Here is a 16593-nt window from a genome sequence, read left to right as displayed (position 1 = left end):
GAGCGGGGCACCGAAACGGTTGCGCCCCGACCGCACCCCGCGCCGCCTCCCGCCGGGCGCCGTGGGGGAGTTGGCGTCCGACGGGTCCCGGTCACCCGCGCGCCGCGCCGCGCCGCCGCCCGTGGACGACGGCCGCCCCCACCAACAGCAGCAACGCCCCGCCGCCGAGCAGCGAACCGGTCGACCAGCCGGGGTCGGTGGACTCCTCCCGCTGCGCCACCGACACGGCCAGCGGGCGGGGCGTGGCCACCGCGGGCAGGGTGGCCGCGGCCGGGGCCGGACGCGGTGGCGGGGCGAGCAGGGAACCCACCGGCCGCACCCGGCCGACGGCGGCGAACCCCCAGTCGAGCAGGGCCCGTGCCTCCTCGTACACGGCGTGGCCCCCGTCCTGGGGGTTCATCACCGTGGCGATGACGGTCCGCCCCTCGCGTTCCGCCGCTGCGATCAACGTGTAGCCGGCATTGCTGGTGTAGCCGTTCTTCACCCCGATCAGCCCCCGGTAGGCGGCCACCCCGTCCTCGCCGGTGAGCAGCCGGTTGGTGTTCTGGATGGGGAAGGTCACCCGTCCGCCGGGGAAGTCCGCGAGCTTGGTGGAGCCGTACCGGACGAAGTCGGGGTGGGTGAGCCCCTCGCGCCCGATGACGGCGAGGTCGTAGGCGGAGGACACCTGGCCCTCGGCGTCGTAACCGTCCGGCGACACCACCGTGGTGTCCAGGGCGCCCAGGGAACGGGCCTTGTCCTGCATCTGCCGCACCGTCTCCTCGACGCCGCCGTTCATCGAGGCCAGGGCCCGCACGGCGTCGTTGCCGGAGCTGAGGAACACCCCGCGCCACAGGTCCTCGACCCGGTACCGGTACCCCGGCTCCACGCCCACCAGCGAACTCCCCGACCCGATGTCGGCCAACTCCCCGTCGGTGACCGTGTGGCCGGTGCCCGCGGCGACGCGGGGGAGGACCGTCACGGCGAACAGCGCCTTGAGGGTGGAGGCGGGCGGCAGCTTGCGGTGCGCGTCGTGCGCTGCCAGCACCTCACCGGTGTGCGCGTCCGCGACCAGCCAGGACAGCGCGGACAACCCGGTCGGCGGGGCGGGCGTGCCCGGCCCGCCGGGATGGGCCTGGGTGCCCGGCCGTTCGAGCAGGGTGCGGTCGGGCACGGGGCGGGGCTTGGGCGGCTCCGGCTCGCGGGACCTGGCAACGGCCGGAGACACCGGCAGCAGGAGGGCGGCCCCCACGGCGAGTGCCACGGAACGGGCCAGGGCGGCACGCGCCATTCGTCTGATGACCATTCAGTCACCGTAGGAAGGGACGGCGCGCCGCGCAGATCGGCTTGATCCGGATAGCGGTACGGTCCCGCCGGCGGGGTGGACGCCGGGGCGAACCGGTGTGATCCATCGGAAGAGTCACCCGAACGGGGGAGCCGCGCTGCGATCGCCGGATGGGGAGCGTGGGTCATGATGCGATGGTGTACCGATCACTCAGCGCGTTGGGCGCCTCCACCGTTCTGATCGCTCTCGCCTGCACGGGATGCAGCGCGGGAACCACGGACGGCGCCGCCTCCCCGGCCGCCCCCCGTTCCCCCGCCGCCGGCGCGCCCGGGCCCCTCTCGGGTGCCGACGCTCGGGTCTTGGCGGGGGTCAGCGAACAGGCCGGTACCTTCGGCGTCGCCTACCTCGGCGACGGGCGCCGGTTCAACGCCCCGGGATCCGCGGAGGGCGAGGACGAGGAGCCGCAGTACCAGCTCACCGTCACCCCCAAGTCGGTGGTCGTGGGGGCGCTGCCGGCCAAGGGCGGGGGCACCGGACCCGCCGCCGGACAGCACTGGGAGGCCGTGAAGGTCTCCCTCGCCAACACCGGGTGGGACACCTACGAGGGCATCCTGGCCAGGTCCCTCACCGTCCAGGACTCCGAGGGTGGTTCCCACAAGGCCCTCACCAAGGTCGAGAAGCTGACCGTGGGGGAGGCCCTGGACGCCGAAGGCGAGCTCCTGTTGGGCGAACAGGTCACGGGGTGGGTGGTGTTCGCGCTCCCGGACGGCACCTCCGCCGAGCAGCTCCACTTCCGCTGGGACAACACCAAGACCGTCAACACCCATCGGGGCTGGCGCCTGTGAGCACCACGCACGGGGCGGCCCCCGCGCTCCGCGCGGCGACCGCCCCGTGATCGTGCGGCGCCCCGAGGGGCGCCGCCTCCGCCCGGGCCCACCCCCGTGTGGCCCCGACGGTCCGGCCCCGATCAGTCGGTGACCGGAATCCTCCCCTCGGTTCCGTCCCCGTTCTGCGGCGTGGCGGGCGCCGCCCGTCGGGCCGCGTCCTTGAGGAGCGCTCCGAGGTCCACCCCCGTGGTGGAGCTGAGCAGTTCCAGCCCCTGGGCGACGTTGTCGGTCACGGTGCGCGACAACTGACCGGCCCCGTCCGTGGAGATGACCGTCATCTTGTCCACCGCGGACAGCGGCTCGGACGCCTTGCCGACGACCTCCGGCAGCACCTGGACCAGCATCTGGAGGACCGCCGCCTCCCCGTACTGGGCGAAGGCGTCCGCCTTCTTGTGCATGGCCTCCGCCTCGGCGCTGCCCTTCGCGTGGATCGCGTCGGCCTCCGCCTTGCCCTCGATCCGTACCGCCTCGGCCAGCGCCGCACGCTGCGCCTTCTCGCCCTCACCGGTCAGCCGGGCCCGCTCGGCTGCGGCTTCGGCCTCCTTGACGAGGGCGATCCGCCGGGCCTCCGCCTCCTGTTCGGCCTGGTAGCGGGCGGCGTCCGCGGGCTTGCGGATCTTGGTGTCCAGTTCGCGGTCGGTCAGTGCGGCCTGGCGCGCGGCGACCTTCTCCTGCTCGGCGAGGACCTCCTGGCGCCGTGCCGCCTCGGCGAGCGGGCCGGCGGCGTTGGCCTGGGCCGCGGCCTCGTCGGTCTGCGCCTTGATCTCCGCCTGCTTCAGGTAGAGGGTCCGCTGCGCCACGGCGATCTCCTCCTCCGCCTTGAGTCGCGCCTGCTCGGCGGCCTGCCGGGCGACTGCCTCGGCGATGTCGGCCTCCTGCTTGGCCCGGGCGGCCTCGGGACGGCCCAGGTCCTCCAGGTAGGAGCCTTCGGTGGTGATGTCCTGGATCTGGAAGGCGTCCAGCACCAGGCCCTGGCCGGAGAGGCTCGTCTCCGCCTCCTCGGCCACCTGGCCGGCGAACGCGGCCCGGTCCCGGATGATGTCCTCCACGGACATCCGGCCCACGATCGAGCGGAGCGCGCCCGACAGCACCTCCTGGGTGAAGCCGACGATGCCGTTCTGCTGCTGGAGGAAGCGCTGCGCGGCGGCGCGGATGGAGTCCTCGGTGCCGCCGACCTTGACGATCGCGACCCCTTCGAGGTTGGCCTTCACCCCGCGCAGGGTCACCGCGCCGCGCACCGAGATGGGGATGTGCCGGCTGGACAGGTCGAGCGTGGACTTCTGCTGGACGAACGGCACCACGAAGACGCCCCCACCGACCACGACCTTCTGGCCGCTGTTGTCGGTGAAGACCCGGCCCGTGTCGGGGTCGGTGGACTTCTTGCCGCGGCGCCCGGTGACGATGAACGCCTCGCTGGGCCCGGCGACCTTGTAGCGGGTGATGACCACCAGGCCGAGCAGAACCAGCAGGACGACGACACCGATGACGGAGATGACTACTGGACTCATGGAAGAACCCCCCCTGCCCTCCGGGGACGGCAGTGTTGGACGAGTGGAACCACATCAGTGGGACGACGGCGGTGGGGACGACGGTTCGCCCCGAGGGCCGTCCCGGGGACGGACCCGGCAGCCCGAGGGCGAAGGGCCGGTGGATCAGCCCTGGTCGAGGTGGACCGGCCGGACGACCACCGAGGTGGGGGTGGGCGCCGACTCGACCCACACCTCGGCGCCCCGGGCGATCGGGACCGAACTGCGCGCCGCGAACTTGGCGGGCTGTCCCGCCAACCGCAGCATGACCTCGCCGTAGCCCTCGACGGGGATCGCGGTGACGACGCTGCCGGTGCTGCCGATCAGGTCGTCTCCCCGGGGCGCGGGCGGGGAGTGCTCCTGCATCAGGGCGCGGCTGAACCTCGCGGTGAGCCAACCCGCCCCGACGCCGGCGACCGTGCCCACGGCGGTCGCCGGGACGGCGCCCAGACCGGTGGTGCCGAGGACGATGGCCCCGCTGAAGCCGAGCATCGACACGAACCCGGCGATCACCGGTAGGGAGAGCAGCCCGTCGAACGCGCCGAACAGGCCGCCGAAGCCGTCGGAGAGCCCTTCCAGGAACCCGTCGAAGACCAGCGCGGCAGCCAGCACCACGAGGCCCGCGATGCCCAGACCGAGAAACCACTGCATGTCCCGGGCCCCCTCCTGCCGTCATTCCCGTGCCGCCCCTGGTACGTGCTCCCCCGGGCGGCCGTGTCCATCCTCGCACGGATGTGCAGACTTGTTCATTTCCGTATTCCGGCAATCTTTACGCGTTCTTGATGCCCGATCCGGTCGAACCGTCAATCCCGGTCACCCGGAGTCCGCTCGGCCGCGCCCGGTCGACGCCCCAGCAGTTCGGCGAGCCCCTGGCCGGTGGCCGCGAGCACCACCCGGTCGGTCGGACGCAGCACGTACCCGGGGTGCAGGTCCCAGACGAGTCCGCCTGCGGGGCCGCCGGAGCGGTGCGGGGCGATGCCGGCCCGTTCCCGTCCCGGAGGCGCACCGTCCCCCGCCGAGGTGTCCAGGGCGAGCACGCGCCAGGCTCCGGGGCGGAACGCCTCGGCAACGGTGCGCCCTTCCAGCGGGGCGAGCCCGGCGACGATGACGGCCGCGATCAACAGCACCTTGCGCTCCACGGGCACCGCACCCAGGATCTGGCGCCCCATCATCGCGCCGGCGAAGGCGGGCGCTGCGAGGAAGGACACGCTGCGGCTCCGGGTCACGGCCCGCGGGTGCGCGGTGCGCAGGGTGCGGTACACGGCGGTCGCGTAGTCGTCGTCGTACAGCCGCATCACCACCCGGAGCTCCGGATCGAGGGACCGGGCGTACAGGGCTGCTTCCAGGTTGGTGGTGTCCACGCTGGTCAGCGCGAGCAAGGAGTGTGCCCGGTGGATCTTCGCCGCTTCCAGGACGCCCTCCTCGGTGACGTCCCCGAGCACCACGGGCACCCGTAGCCGGCGGGCCAGGGCCATGCCGCGCGCATCGGGGTCGGCCTCGACGCAGACGACGGGTATGTCGAGTTCCCGCAGCCGGGCCAGGACCCGGGTGCCCACCTTGCCGAGGCCCAGCAGGACCACGTGGCCCGACAGCCCGCGGGGCGGGCGGCGGGTGACCGCACCGCTGCGGAAGGTGCCGAGCGCTTCCAGCACCGCGGCCAGGAGTACCGGCAGCAGCAGCAAGCCGACCAGGCCGGAGAGGAGTTGGAGGACCTGACGGCTAATCGACTCCCCGATGGCGGGTTCGTTGATGGAGAACAGGTCCAGCAGGGTCAGGTAGACCGCGCGGAGCGGATGCTCCCCGGTGGTCAACATGGCGGTGATCGCGAGGGCGACCACACCGAGGACGAGGCCGACGAACGACCACCGCAGGCGCGGGGAGAGCAGCGAGCCGAGCGGAACGCTGCGGCTGACGGGTTGGACCGGACCGGAGTAGGACACGGTCTCCAGGACGATCCGGTCCCGCCCCGCGCCCGCGGCCACGGTGCTCTCGTCCGGCAGCAGGTGGGGCAGGGCGGTGGTCGGGCCCTGGGTGTCGGTGGCCGTGTCGGTGAGCAGGGCGAGGGTGCACAACGCCGGGTCGTCGGGGTCGTCCGGCTGGTCGGCCGGACGCTCCGCGGTCCGCAGCAGGACGCCGTGGGCCTGGACGACCTTGCTGCTTCCGGCGACCGCGGCGGCGGTGAGGGCGGGGGCGGCGGTGTCGGCGTCGGACAGGATGGTGGTCGAGGCGTCGAAGGCGTCGGGGGCGACGCCGAGCGAGGAGAGCCTGGCCGCCTGGTCCAGCACGTCCTCCAGGTACTGGCCGAGCCGCCGGTTGTAGAGCCGGATCACCAACCGCAGCCGGGGGTTGAGGCGCCGTGCGGCGAGGGCCGCGCGGATGTTGGTCTCGTCGTCGTCGTGGACCAGGGCCAGCGCGGTGGCCCGCGCCACCCCGGCCTCCGCCAGGACCTCGTCCGTCAGTTCGACGGCCTCCAAGCGGTCGGCGGGGGAGCCGGGTTCGGGGTCGCCGGTGGTCCCTGCCGCGCGTTGGACGGCCGCGGACACCCGGCCGAGCAACTGGGAGGCCCGGACCCGTCCGGGGGAGGGGGACGGGCCCGACCGCCCACCGGGCGGGACCACGAGGGTGACGTGTTCGCCGTACACGCCGCGCAGTTCGGAGGCGAGCCGCCGGGCCAGGGCGTCGTCCCCGCAGACGACCATGTGTCCGGCTGCGGGTGGGGTCGGGTGTGGGGGTGCGACAGACATGGTGCGTAAGACTGCCCCACACCGCACGCGGTTTCACCGCGGGGACGGGACAGGACGGGACGGGAGGGATGCGGACGTCCCCGGGTCAGTCCTTGGGGGCCACCGAGCGCAGGGTGGGGCGCCGGGTGGCCCGGGCCGAGGCCAGCAGTACGTGCATGCGCTCGGTGACCTGAGCGAGGTCGTCGGCCGGGCGCTGGAACGGCAGGCGCACGTCCTCGTGGTCGCGCAGCCGTTCCAGACGCAGGGTCAGTCCGTGGCGGTCCAGTGCGAGCGGTTGCACCCGGACCACCTCCGCCAGTTGCTGGGGGTGCAGGAGCCGGGTCAACCACTCCACGGCGTCCGCGTGGGAGTCGGCGAGGTGCGTCAGGAGCCGGGACTCGGCGGTGGCGAGGGGATCGGGCGCGGCCCGGGCGAAGTCGTCGATGTCGATGCCGATGTGGCCGGAGGGGACGTGCAGGACGGCGCAGGCGGGGTGGAAGACCAGGTGGTCGCCGTCCCGGGTGAACCGCCCCGACAACCACAGCCGGGAACGGATGCGGTCGCGCACCGGGACGGGCGCCGGATCGGAGAACTCCAGGAGCGCCGTCGGTTCCCCGCGCGGAGCGCAGATCGAGGCGGAGGCCAGCCCGCTGTCGGCCGGTACGCACAGGCGCACGGTACCGTCGTCGGCGACGGAGTGGGCGCTGACCAACTCCTCGTGGCAGTGGTCCGTCGTGATCGCGCAGGACCATGCTGCCGCCAGGACGGAGCGGGCCCGTTCCGCCGCGGTGGGCGCGGTCGTGCGAGCCGGACGGACACCCATGGGGAACCTCCACTGTTAGGTAAGCCTTGCCTAACTTAATGGAAAGTCGCGCGAAGAGCCACCGGGCGCGCCCGGTGTGTCGACCGTGCGGGTGGTGGAGCGGGTGATTCCGCGGGTGGCCGAGGGGTGGAGTGTGAATCTGGTCGCGTGCACGTGCACGAGGGTCGAGTGAGAACCGGGGAGTGGTTCCCGCGGTGTGTGGCGCGTCCGGCCGCCCCGTCCCTGCTGACCGGGGTCGCCGACCCTCCCGGGGAGGTGGCTCCGCGCGGCGTGCGGAGGGGCGCGGGGGCTGATTCGGCGCCGGAAGGCGCTTCGGATGGTGGATTTTCAGTCGATTGCCCGGAGGCCGTCATTCGGCCACGGAGCCTCGACGGGTAGGGCGATTCCCCTTGATTCCTAGGGTGTGCGCCCCTGCAGGCCCCCTGCGTCTGTCACATCTCGCCACTGTTTCAACACACAAGGTTACTGAAACGTGGGGGGTCGATGTGAATTTCATAGCGGGACTCGGCAGACTCACCGTCGCCGAGCACGCACCCCGCTCGTCGACCGGCCACGCTGCACCGAGCGGAAGGAGACCGCCGTGATGAACACCCGCTGCGGGATCACCGCCGATCTGCGGGGCACGGTCGCGCCGGGGACGGGCCGCACCCCGGTGGACGGATGGTGCCGCGTCGGACCTCATGGGCTGTGGGGGCCCCGGGCAACGACCGGACCGAAGCCGTCGGGGGCCGTTCGGTGCTGAGGGGGAGCGCTCGCGAGGCGCTCACCGGCACCGGATAGACCGGGACCTGGAACGGTCGTCGACCTGCCTGTGGGGGGCAGCGTCCGACCGCCCGTGTGGGGGGTCCCAGTGGGGGATCGGCCGGACGGGGGGACCACCCCCGTCCGGCCGATCATGTACCGGCCGCCCCGGCCGTCCGTGCTTCGCCCCGCACCACCGTCGCCGGGAGTTCCCCGCACCCGTCGAGCCGGGCCCTGAGCCCGGCCCGTCGGAACGCGGCCACGGCGTCCGGCGCTTGGGACGCGCTGGTCTCCACCAGGAGCGCCCCGCCGGGGGCCAACCACCCGGGCGCCCCGGAGGCCACCCGGCGCAGTACGTCCAGCCCGTCCTCGCCGCCGTCCAGGGCCGCGTGCGGCTCGTGGTCACGGGCCTCGGCTGGGAGGAACGCCACCTCACCGCTCGGCACGTAGGGGACGTTGGCGACGAGGACGTCCACCCGACCGCGCAGGCCCCCGGGCAGTGCCGAGAACAGGTCCCCCGCGACGACCCGCCCGCCCAGGGGTTCGACATTGCGTCGGGCGCAGTGCACCGCCGTGGCGTCGACGTCAGTCGCCACCAACTCCGCACCGGGCACCGCGGAGAGCACCGCCGCCCCGATCGCCCCCGAGCCGCAGCACAGGTCGACCACGACCGGTCGCCCGGTGGCCACCCGCCCCGCCAGGGCGATCGCCCGGGAGGCGAGGAACTCGGTGCGTCGACGCGGCACGAACACCGCAGGCTCCACGGCGATCCGCAGCCCGTGGAACGCGGCCCAGCCCAGCACGTGTTCGAGGGGAAGGCCCGCTTCGCGGCGGGCGGCCATGGCAGCCGCCTCGTCGGAGCTGCGGGCGGTGGCGAGGATGAGCTGGGCCTCGTCCTCGGCGAAGACGCACCCGGCGCGCCGCAGTCGGGCCGTGAGGGCGGTGGCCTCGCGGGAGGACCCCCCCGGGAGGGGCGGTGTCCGAGCCGCCGAAGGCGAAGCCGTCGACGGTCCGGAACGGGTCGGCTGCGTGGGGGGACGAGGACGCACCGGAACCGGCGGAGGCGGAGCGGGCCGCCGGGGAACGTGGAGGAACGAGCATGCGCACACGGGCCTTTCGAGGAACCGAAAGGGCGCTCCGCGGTGCCGGGACGGGCCGCGCTAGGCAGCCGGGGCCGGACGGCCGGCGAACGAGAACACCCTGCCTGAACAGGCGGAAATGGTTCTCACCCCCCGGGCAGCCACCGACACGGACGGAGCCATGCTACCCGAGCGGTTCGGACGCGGTGCAACGCACGGCGCCCGTACGGAGATAGCGCTCGGCGGCGAGCGCGGCCTCACGGGCGCTGCGGCGTCCCATCAGGACGCACAGGGTGTACGCCGTGTCCTCGAACCGTCCCCGGACGGTCCCGTTGGACGGATTGGCCAACATCAGGCGTTCCCATGCCCGGTACCGCCTGAGCAGGGTGTCCACCTGCGGTTTGTCCGGCAGCAGCATCGTGCCCCTCACCTCCGGCCTGTCGTGCCGCGCGCGGTCGTGCGGTGGTGCCATGGTGCATCGCCGTCCGCCGCTTCTCCCGTCGGGCAACCGGGGCTCCGGCCCCTCGCGCCCCGCCGGGGTCACCCGGATGCCGTTCCGCCCTCCGCCGCGACCCCGGGCCGCGCCCTCGTGTTGCACGGGTGGAGCAACCCCCGCAGGCTGGAGGCAACCCAGCGGACACCCGCACTCACACTTCGTGCGCACCGCTGCGCCGAACGGGCGGGTTCCCGCGGTCGCAGGCGGTGCGGGTGGAGGAAATCCCATGACCGTTCCCCGTCCCTGTTACTACGGCGTGGAGGTGGAGGCGTGCCGGGAACGGGCCGACCAGGTGCGCCGCGTCCTCGCAGCTCACCTCTCGCACTGGACGCTCGACCACCAGGTGGGGCCGGTGTGCGGAGGCGTCGGCGAACTCTTCGCCAACGTCGTGGAGCACACCGACGACACCACCGCCGTGGTGGAACTGTGTTGGACGGGGCGCCATGTCATCGCCTCCGTCGCCGACCGGGACCGCCGACCGCCGCGCCTGCTCGGCCCGACGCTCGGCGGACTGGCACGGGTGGCCGCGCTCAGCGACGGCTGGGGCAGTTGCGGCGTCCCGGGCGGCGGCAAGGTGGTGTGGTTCACCCGGCGGGTGGAGTCCGCGGAGGGACTGCCGCTGCGATGGCCCGCGCCCCCGCCCGCCCTGCGGGAGATCCGGGGCCGGCCCGCGACCCGCTCGTCCCCGCGGCGGTCGGGGCGCACCGTCGACGGGGCGTGGAACGCGCGCGGTGCCCTGGTCGCCTGACCCGGAACGGTCAACCCGGGCCGTTCACCAACCGGGCGACCGTGGCGGTCAGCCCCTCCCACGCGGCCTCGGTGTCGGCGGAGTGCTCGTGCGGGGCGCGGAACAGCTCCCAGAAGGCCGACACGTCGTCCAGGTCCCAGCGCAGCCGGTACAACTCCAGGGCCGAGGGATCGGGGGAGCGCCCGCTCTCCGCGGCCCACACGGACAGTGGCTCGTCGTCGAACCCGCCCTCCTCCCGGACGGCCACGTGCCAGAGGTCGCGTTCCGGCAGGGAGCGTCCGCAGGTGTCCCAGTCGATCAGCCGCACTTCGCCGTCGGGGCCCCACAAGAGGTTCCCCGGGTGCGGTTCGCCATGGGTCACCACCGGCGCGTCCGCCCGGGCCGACACCTCCTCGACGAGCCGGTCGAACTCCGCGAGCCGCCGCCGCAGGGCCGTGCCGTGCCGGAGCAGCAGCGCACGGGCGGCGTTGGTGCGGGGGCCTACCTCCGGGTGGCAGCCCGTCCCGCCCCGGACGGACTCCCACCCGGGCCGGGACGGCAGTCCGGGAGCCAGGGTCCGGGCCGCGGCCGGCGCGACGGTCCGGTGCAGGGCCGCCAACATCCGCATCACCCGGGCCCGTTCCGCCGCGCGGAGCCGTTGCCCGAACTCCCCGGCGCTCCCGTCCGCCCAGGGCTGTAGGGAGAGGCCGTACCGCCCGTCCATCCGCTGGACCGTGCTGCCGTCCCGGCCGGGCAGCGGGGCCACCACGAAGTCGAGCCCCGCGGCCCGGAGGGCCCCCGCCGTGTCCAGTGCCCCGCGCAGTCCCTCGTACGCGGCCCGCGGCCCGTCACCGCAGTGCGGCTTCCGCGCCAGGTCGGACACGGTCAGGAACCAGTGCCGCCCCCCGGTGTCCGTCACCCTCCAGTGGTAGTCGCCGAACCCGAGGGGTGCGTAGTCGAGGCGGACGGCCGCCACCCCCCAGGCCCGCAGGCCCCGGCGCAGTGCGGTCTCGTCCACTCCGGCGGGCAGGTCGCGCATCCGGCGACCCTACGCCCGCCGCTGACCGCGGCGCATCCGGATATGCGCGCGGCCGGGCGCTCGGCGTCAGTGCGGTCGCGCGGAGGGTTCGAGGACGAACACGGGGATCTCCCGCTCCGTCTGCCGTTGGTACGCGGCGTACTGCGGGAACACCGCCACGGCCCGTTCCCACCACAGGGCCTTCTCCTCGCCGGTGACCTCACGGGCGATCATGTCCCTTCGCACGGTGCCGTCCTGGAGTTCCAGCCGGGGGTCGGCGACCAGGTTGTGGTACCAGACGGGGTTCCTGGGTCCTCCGCCGAAGGAACCGACCGCCGCGTACCGTCCTTCGTGTTCCACCCGCATCACCGGCGACTTGCGGAGCTTGCCGCTCCGTCCGCCCCGGGTGGTGAGGACGACCACGGGCATGCCGTGGATGGTGGTTCCCCGGGTGCCTCCCGAACTCTCGTACAACTCGACCTGATCGCGCACCCAACCGGTCGTACTGGGTGCGTACTCGCCCGTCAACGGCATGGCCCCTGGTCCCCTCGTCGGTCTCGGAGAGGTGTCCGTCCCCCGCCCCCGTTCCTCACGGACCGTCAACCGGCCGCGTTCGCGCGCCATTCCCGACCGCCGGCAACCCGTCCGGTGGGCCGGCGGCGCGGTCAGGGACCGGGCTCGAACGCCCAACGCTGGCGGGCGGAGCGGTCGCGCACCTTCACCGCCACGGCCGCCCCGGCCCCGGCGGCGATCGGAGCGAGGGCCAGGTCGTCCTTCCAACGCGGCACCAACTGCCCCTGGACGGTCAGGTCGTAGCGGACGTCCGTGCCGTGGTCGGCATCGCGCCCGGCGCAGGAATCGAGGGCCGCGAGCCCCTCGGCGGCGTGCGAGTCGAGGCACAGCCGGGCGTCGGCGCCGCTGCGCAGCAGTCCGTCGCCCTCGTACGACCACTGCATGGTCCGTCCGTCCGCACAGGGCAGCAGGGCCGCCCGGGCGCCCTGGACCGGGCGCCGGCCGAGCACGTCCAGACAGAGCCCCGTTCCGACGTTGAGCAGGGCGCCCCGCAACGCTCCGGCGTCCCGTTGGCGGGGCGGGGCGGAGCCCGCGGCGTCGCGGCCCGACCACCAGGCGGTGGTGAGGGCCGCGACCGCCGCCACCGCGACCACCAGGGCGGTTGCCGGGAGCACGCGTCGACCGGGCGCGGCAGCGGTCGGGACCCGTCCCCGGCGCCGTCCGTGGCGGCGGGGGGTCGGGAGACGGGCGGTCACGGGGGAGTCCTTCCGGGCCGTACCGGGCAGGCGTCCGGCCGTGCGGTCCTCAGCCCTGCGGGGGGTCGATCGGGATGACGGGCGTGGTCCGCGGGCTGTCGCCCGTGAGTTCCGTGCGCTCCTCGGTGCGGTGGCCGCGCGCGATGTAGTCGCGCACCACCAACTCGACGGCGTCCTGGGGCGAACCGACGCCTGCCAGAACCATGGCCTCGACCACGAGTTCGGCGTCCAGACTGACGGTGACCTTGGCCATGGCGGCTCCTCCCGGGACGGCGGGACCGGACTCTAACACCCGCGGCCGACGTCGCGTCAGCCGGCGGCCGGGGCGGCATCGGGGACCAGGCCGGCCATGGCGCCCGACGCCTTCAGCCCGGAGCCGGTCAGGACCACGACGACGGTCTCCCCGTCCCGCACCGCGCCCCGGGCCCGGAAGGTCTCGATGGCCGCGGCCGCCACCGCGCTGGTGGGCTCCGCGTACAACCCGCGGGCCGCGAGGTCCCGCACCGCCCGCGCGATGTCCGGCTCCGGGACCGCGACGAGGTCCCCGCCCGAGCGGCGCACGGCGGAGACCACCTCCACCAGCCGCACCGGTTCGCGGATGGCCGCCCCTTCGGCGAGGGTGGGTCCGAACTCCGGCGCCGGCATCGAGTGGAAGGCCGCGTCGATCGGGGCGCAGGCCGCCGGTTGGGCCACCAGCAGCCGGGGCCGCCGGTCGATCAGGCCCGCGCCGAGCAGCTCCGTGAACCCCAGGTCGCAGCCGAGGACGATGCTGCCCGCCCCCGCCACGGTGACCACCGCGTCGGGCGCCCGGTGACCGAGGTCCTCCCAGAGTTCGTAGGCCAGCGTCTTGGTGCCCTGGAGGAAGTACGGATGCCAGTTGTGCCCGGCGTAGGGGACCCGCTCCGCGCGGCGCAGCGCCTCGGCCGCGGTGGCGTCCCGGTCGCCCGCCACCGTGGTGATCCGGGCGCCGTAGGCCCGGGTCTGCAGGACCTTGGCGGCCGAAGTGCCCTCGGGCACCAGGACGGTGGCGTCGATCCCGGCGGCCGCGCAGTACGCCGCGACCGAGGAGCCCCCGTTGCCCGAACTGTCCTCGACGACCTCGTGGACTCCGCGGGCGGCGAGCGCCGAGACCAGCACGCTGCTGCCGCGGTCCTTGAAGCTGCCGGTCGGGTTGAACCACTCCAGCTTGAACCGGACCGGGGACCCGGCCCACTCGGCCGTCACCAGCGGCGTCGCGCCCTCGCCCAGGCTGACCGGTCGGTCGATGCCCGGCGGGAGCACCGCACGGTAGCGCCACAGCGAGCGGGCGCTCCGGTCGACGTCGGCGAGCGCGAGCGCCGGCAGCCCCGCCACGGTCAGCGGGGCGCCGTCGTCCCCGCGCCAGCGCAGTGCGTCGAGCGGATAGGACCGCCCGGACCGCACGTCGACCAGGCGGGGTCCGTCCGGCTCGCCGGGAAAGGGGGGCGCGTGGTCCGCCGCTGGCTGCATGCGTGCTCCTCCTGCCGTGGTTGCGCGGTACCCGGTCCGCCCGCGGCGGTTCGTGATCGACGGGTGACGGCGACCGCAGGGTAGCCCGTGGGCGATCATGCGGGCAGGGGGCGGTACGGGGGCACAGGAGTTCGGACCGGCCGCGCCGCCGGGTCAGACCCGCGGCCGCTCGCCGCCCGGGAGGAGGGCCCGCAACCGGGCCCACCGGGGGAAGCGCTCGTGGCGTTCGCGGGTACTGCGGTCCAACTCCTCCATGAGGCGGCGGGTGCGGTGCTCCAGGTCGAGTTCGGCCAGCATGCGGTCCACCTCGGTGAGGAGGGCGCCCTGGAGCTGCCAGCCCCGCGGATCGTCCCGCACGTCGTCCAGGAGCAGCCCGGCGGCCCGGTCGCGGGACCGTGCCGCCGCCGCCAACTGCTCGTTGAGCCGTTCCTCGGCCGTGGTGGCGCTGCTGCTGGCCTGGGCGGTCACCAGTACGGCGAAGCTCACGAGGGCGTCGGCGACGTGGCTGAGGGTCTCCCGCAGGGCGCGTCCGGGCTCCGGGGGGAGCAGCGGGGCGCCGGCCCGCACCCGGCTGAGGTCGGCGAGGGTGCGGGACAGGACCCGCACCACGACGGTGCAGATCTCCAGGGTGTCCAGCCCGGTCCGCAGCACCACCCGGTTCAACAGGCCCTCACGCACGCGGGGGTTGAGCCGCAGGCTGTCCTCCGCCTGGCGGAGCACGGCGTCGACGTCGGCGACGTCGTCGTCCAGTTGGCGGGCTTCGTGCAGGCGCTGCTCCGCCAGCCGGGGCGGGGTGGGGGTGACCAGTTGCTCGGCGTCCCGCAGCAGCAGCCGACGCAGTCGGCGGGCGAGGTCCTCGATGGACTCCCCGGCGGTGTCGACCCACACCGGGGGCGCCAGGACGAAGTTGAAGGTGAGGCCCACCACGGCGCCGATCAGCGTCTCCAGCACCCGGTCCCAGGCGGATGCCCCGACCTCGGTCACCCCGAGGACGAGCATGGCGCTGATCGCCACCTCGGGCACGAACTCGCCCACCCGCACGAACTGGCCGACGGTCAGCGAGGCCAGGATGATCAACCCGAGGCTCCACCAGCTCAACCCCACCAACGAGCTGAACCCCACGGCGATCAGCACGCCGATCACCACCGAGTTGACCCGGCGGATGCCGGTGGTGAGGGTGGCGTACAGGGTCACCTGGACCACCAGCAGCGCGGTGAGCGGCGCGGTCAGCGGTGCCGTGACGTCACTCAGTTGCAGGGCGACGACGTACGCGATCGTGGCCGCGACGGTGGACCGCAGGATCTGGACCACCACCGGGTCCCGCCACCGCCGGACGGTCCTGGCCAGCCGACCGTCCCCCGCCCGCGGTGTCTTCGGCACCGGGACCCGTGCCTCGCTCACCGGGTCACCGCCCGCGGCACGTGCCGTGTTCCGCGCGCGGGCGATGAGTTTTCGGCGGAGCATCGGTCGTACGGACGAGACCCCATCCTCGTATCCATCGCGTGAGCGGGAGGCACCACCCATGACCAGCGAAGCATTCACCACCTGCCTGTGGTTCGACGGGAAGGCGGAGGAGGCCGCCGCCCACTACCTGTCCGTGTTCACGAAGGACTCGCACCTGGGCTCGGTCACCCGCTACACGGAGGCGGGCCCGGGACCGGCCGGCACGGCCATCACGGTCGACTTCACCCTGAACGGGCAGCGCTTCCTCGCGCTGAACGGGGGACCCCTGTTCACCTTCAACGAGGCGATCTCGTTCCAGATCCACTGCGCCGACCAGGACGAGATCGACTACTACTGGGACCGGTTGACCGCGGACGGGGGCCAAGGCGGCCAGTGCGGATGGCTCAAGGACAAGTTCGGGGTGTCCTGGCAGGTGGTTCCCACCGAACTGCCGGCCCTGCTCGCGGATCCGGATCCGCAGAAGGCGACCCGGGCCACCCGGGCGATGCTCGCCATGACGAAGTTCGACCTCGCGGAGCTGCGGCGGGCCCACGCCGGAGAGTGACGACGCGGACGCCCGGTGCGCCGGGCCGCGGGGCGCCGGCGCGGTGGTCGATCACTGCCCGGCGCCCAGGTGTTCGGCCAGCTCCTTCTCGTCCTCCGCGGTCAGCGAGGTCTTGAGGAGGGTGCCGCCGAACGGCTGCATGGCGTCGGCGAACTTGTCCTCGGTGATCTTCGCAGCCATGATCACCACGGCTGCCGAGCCCGGCTGGAGCAGGGACTGCACCTGCCCCCGGAACTCCTCGTTGACGCCCGACTTGCTCAGCTTGCCGAAGAGCCCGCCGAAGGCCGCGCCGGCCAGCAGCCCGAAGGCCGGGACGAGGAAGAGCAGGCCGAAGATCATCCCCCATAGCGCCCCGGAGGCCGCCGAGACGCCGACGATCTTGCTCGGGGTCTCGACGTGGTTCTTGCCCTCCTGGTCGACGGTGACGACGGCGAGCCCGGAGAGGTCGACGACGAAGTCCTTCTGGAGGGTCTGGACGCGTTCGTACGCCTGGTGGGCGACGGCGGGGTCCTCGTACCCGATGACGATGAGCTCGGACATGCGGT

At 73.8% G+C, this 16593-nt stretch carries 17 protein-coding genes; 3 read left to right on the top strand and 14 right to left on the bottom strand.

All coding sequences use genetic code 11. The features are described from left to right. Window positions 1-91 precede the first annotated feature (91 nt). A complete protein-coding gene (locus tag ACSMX9_RS01735) occupies window positions 92-1285 on the bottom strand; it encodes a D-alanyl-D-alanine carboxypeptidase family protein (protein ID WP_445399375.1) in 1194 nt (397 codons plus the stop codon). Window positions 1286-1458: 173 nt separating this feature from the next. Here ACSMX9_RS01735 and ACSMX9_RS01730 point away from each other — a divergent pair, with 173 nt between their 5' ends. Then, window positions 1459-2109, top strand: coding sequence for a hypothetical protein (locus ACSMX9_RS01730; protein ID WP_445399373.1), 651 nt, complete (start codon window positions 1459-1461; stop codon window positions 2107-2109). Between the two features lie 122 nt (window positions 2110-2231). On the opposite strand, the gene ACSMX9_RS01725 is transcribed toward ACSMX9_RS01730, so the two are convergent. The 6 genes from ACSMX9_RS01725 to ACSMX9_RS01700 all read right to left on the bottom strand — a co-directional run bounded on the left by ACSMX9_RS01725 (window position 2232) and on the right by ACSMX9_RS01700 (window position 9461). Then, window positions 2232-3659, bottom strand: coding sequence for a flotillin family protein (locus tag ACSMX9_RS01725; protein WP_351244812.1), 1428 nt, complete (start codon window positions 3657-3659; stop codon window positions 2232-2234). A 144-nt stretch (window positions 3660-3803) separates the two neighbouring features. Next, the gene (locus tag ACSMX9_RS01720) at window positions 3804-4328 is read right to left on the bottom strand and encodes a hypothetical protein (protein WP_445399371.1); all 525 of its coding nucleotides are present in this window, start codon (window positions 4326-4328) and stop codon (window positions 3804-3806) included. A gap of 152 nt (window positions 4329-4480) precedes the next feature. After that, window positions 4481-6421, bottom strand: a complete 1941-nt coding sequence (locus ACSMX9_RS01715; RefSeq protein WP_445399369.1) for an NAD-binding protein — start codon at window positions 6419-6421, stop codon at window positions 4481-4483. 85 nt (window positions 6422-6506) lie between these two features. Next, complete coding sequence (locus tag ACSMX9_RS01710; protein WP_445399367.1) at window positions 6507-7223, bottom strand: DUF2470 domain-containing protein; 717 nt, start codon at window positions 7221-7223, stop codon at window positions 6507-6509. 893 nt (window positions 7224-8116) lie between these two features. Continuing rightward, entirely contained in the window at window positions 8117-9013 is an 897-nt protein-coding gene (locus ACSMX9_RS01705) for a putative protein N(5)-glutamine methyltransferase (protein WP_445399365.1), read from the bottom strand. A 214-nt stretch (window positions 9014-9227) separates the two neighbouring features. Further along, on the bottom strand, window positions 9228-9461 hold the full coding sequence (locus ACSMX9_RS01700) for a DUF5133 domain-containing protein (RefSeq protein WP_445399363.1): 234 nt from the start codon (window positions 9459-9461) through the stop codon (window positions 9228-9230). 304 nt (window positions 9462-9765) lie between these two features. Here ACSMX9_RS01700 and ACSMX9_RS01695 point away from each other — a divergent pair, with 304 nt between their 5' ends. Further along, the gene (locus ACSMX9_RS01695) at window positions 9766-10287 is read left to right on the top strand and encodes an ATP-binding protein (RefSeq protein WP_445399361.1); all 522 of its coding nucleotides are present in this window, start codon (window positions 9766-9768) and stop codon (window positions 10285-10287) included. 10 nt (window positions 10288-10297) lie between these two features. On the opposite strand, the gene ACSMX9_RS01690 is transcribed toward ACSMX9_RS01695, so the two are convergent. From ACSMX9_RS01690 to ACSMX9_RS01665, 6 genes are all read right to left on the bottom strand, one after another. Continuing rightward, window positions 10298-11305 (bottom strand): phosphotransferase enzyme family protein, encoded by a 1008-nt coding sequence (locus ACSMX9_RS01690; protein ID WP_445399359.1) that lies wholly within the window; start codon window positions 11303-11305, stop codon window positions 10298-10300. 66 nt (window positions 11306-11371) lie between these two features. Further along, complete coding sequence (locus ACSMX9_RS01685; protein WP_445399357.1) at window positions 11372-11818, bottom strand: nitroreductase family deazaflavin-dependent oxidoreductase; 447 nt, start codon at window positions 11816-11818, stop codon at window positions 11372-11374. A 131-nt stretch (window positions 11819-11949) separates the two neighbouring features. Next, window positions 11950-12552 carry a ricin-type beta-trefoil lectin domain protein gene (locus tag ACSMX9_RS01680; RefSeq protein ID WP_445399355.1) on the bottom strand — a complete coding sequence of 201 codons (603 nt, stop codon included), beginning with the start codon at window positions 12550-12552 and terminating at the stop codon, window positions 11950-11952. A gap of 49 nt (window positions 12553-12601) precedes the next feature. After that, window positions 12602-12805, bottom strand: coding sequence for a type II toxin-antitoxin system VapB family antitoxin (locus ACSMX9_RS01675; protein ID WP_445399353.1), 204 nt, complete (start codon window positions 12803-12805; stop codon window positions 12602-12604). 56 nt (window positions 12806-12861) lie between these two features. Then, window positions 12862-14040 (bottom strand): threonine synthase, encoded by a 1179-nt coding sequence (locus ACSMX9_RS01670; protein ID WP_445399351.1) that lies wholly within the window; start codon window positions 14038-14040, stop codon window positions 12862-12864. A 153-nt stretch (window positions 14041-14193) separates the two neighbouring features. Next, window positions 14194-15420 (bottom strand): FUSC family protein, encoded by a 1227-nt coding sequence (locus ACSMX9_RS01665; protein ID WP_445402865.1) that lies wholly within the window; start codon window positions 15418-15420, stop codon window positions 14194-14196. Between the two features lie 142 nt (window positions 15421-15562). Here ACSMX9_RS01665 and ACSMX9_RS01660 point away from each other — a divergent pair, with 142 nt between their 5' ends. Continuing rightward, entirely contained in the window at window positions 15563-16048 is a 486-nt protein-coding gene (locus ACSMX9_RS01660) for a VOC family protein (protein WP_445399349.1), read from the top strand. A 51-nt stretch (window positions 16049-16099) separates the two neighbouring features. On the opposite strand, the gene ACSMX9_RS01655 is transcribed toward ACSMX9_RS01660, so the two are convergent. Continuing rightward, a complete protein-coding gene (locus ACSMX9_RS01655) occupies window positions 16100-16588 on the bottom strand; it encodes a DUF1269 domain-containing protein (RefSeq protein ID WP_445399347.1) in 489 nt (162 codons plus the stop codon). Window positions 16589-16593: the final 5 nt, after the last annotated feature.

This window comes from Streptomyces sp. LE64 (assembly GCF_052606915.1).
This window is presented reverse-complemented; position numbering and strand designations above follow the sequence as displayed.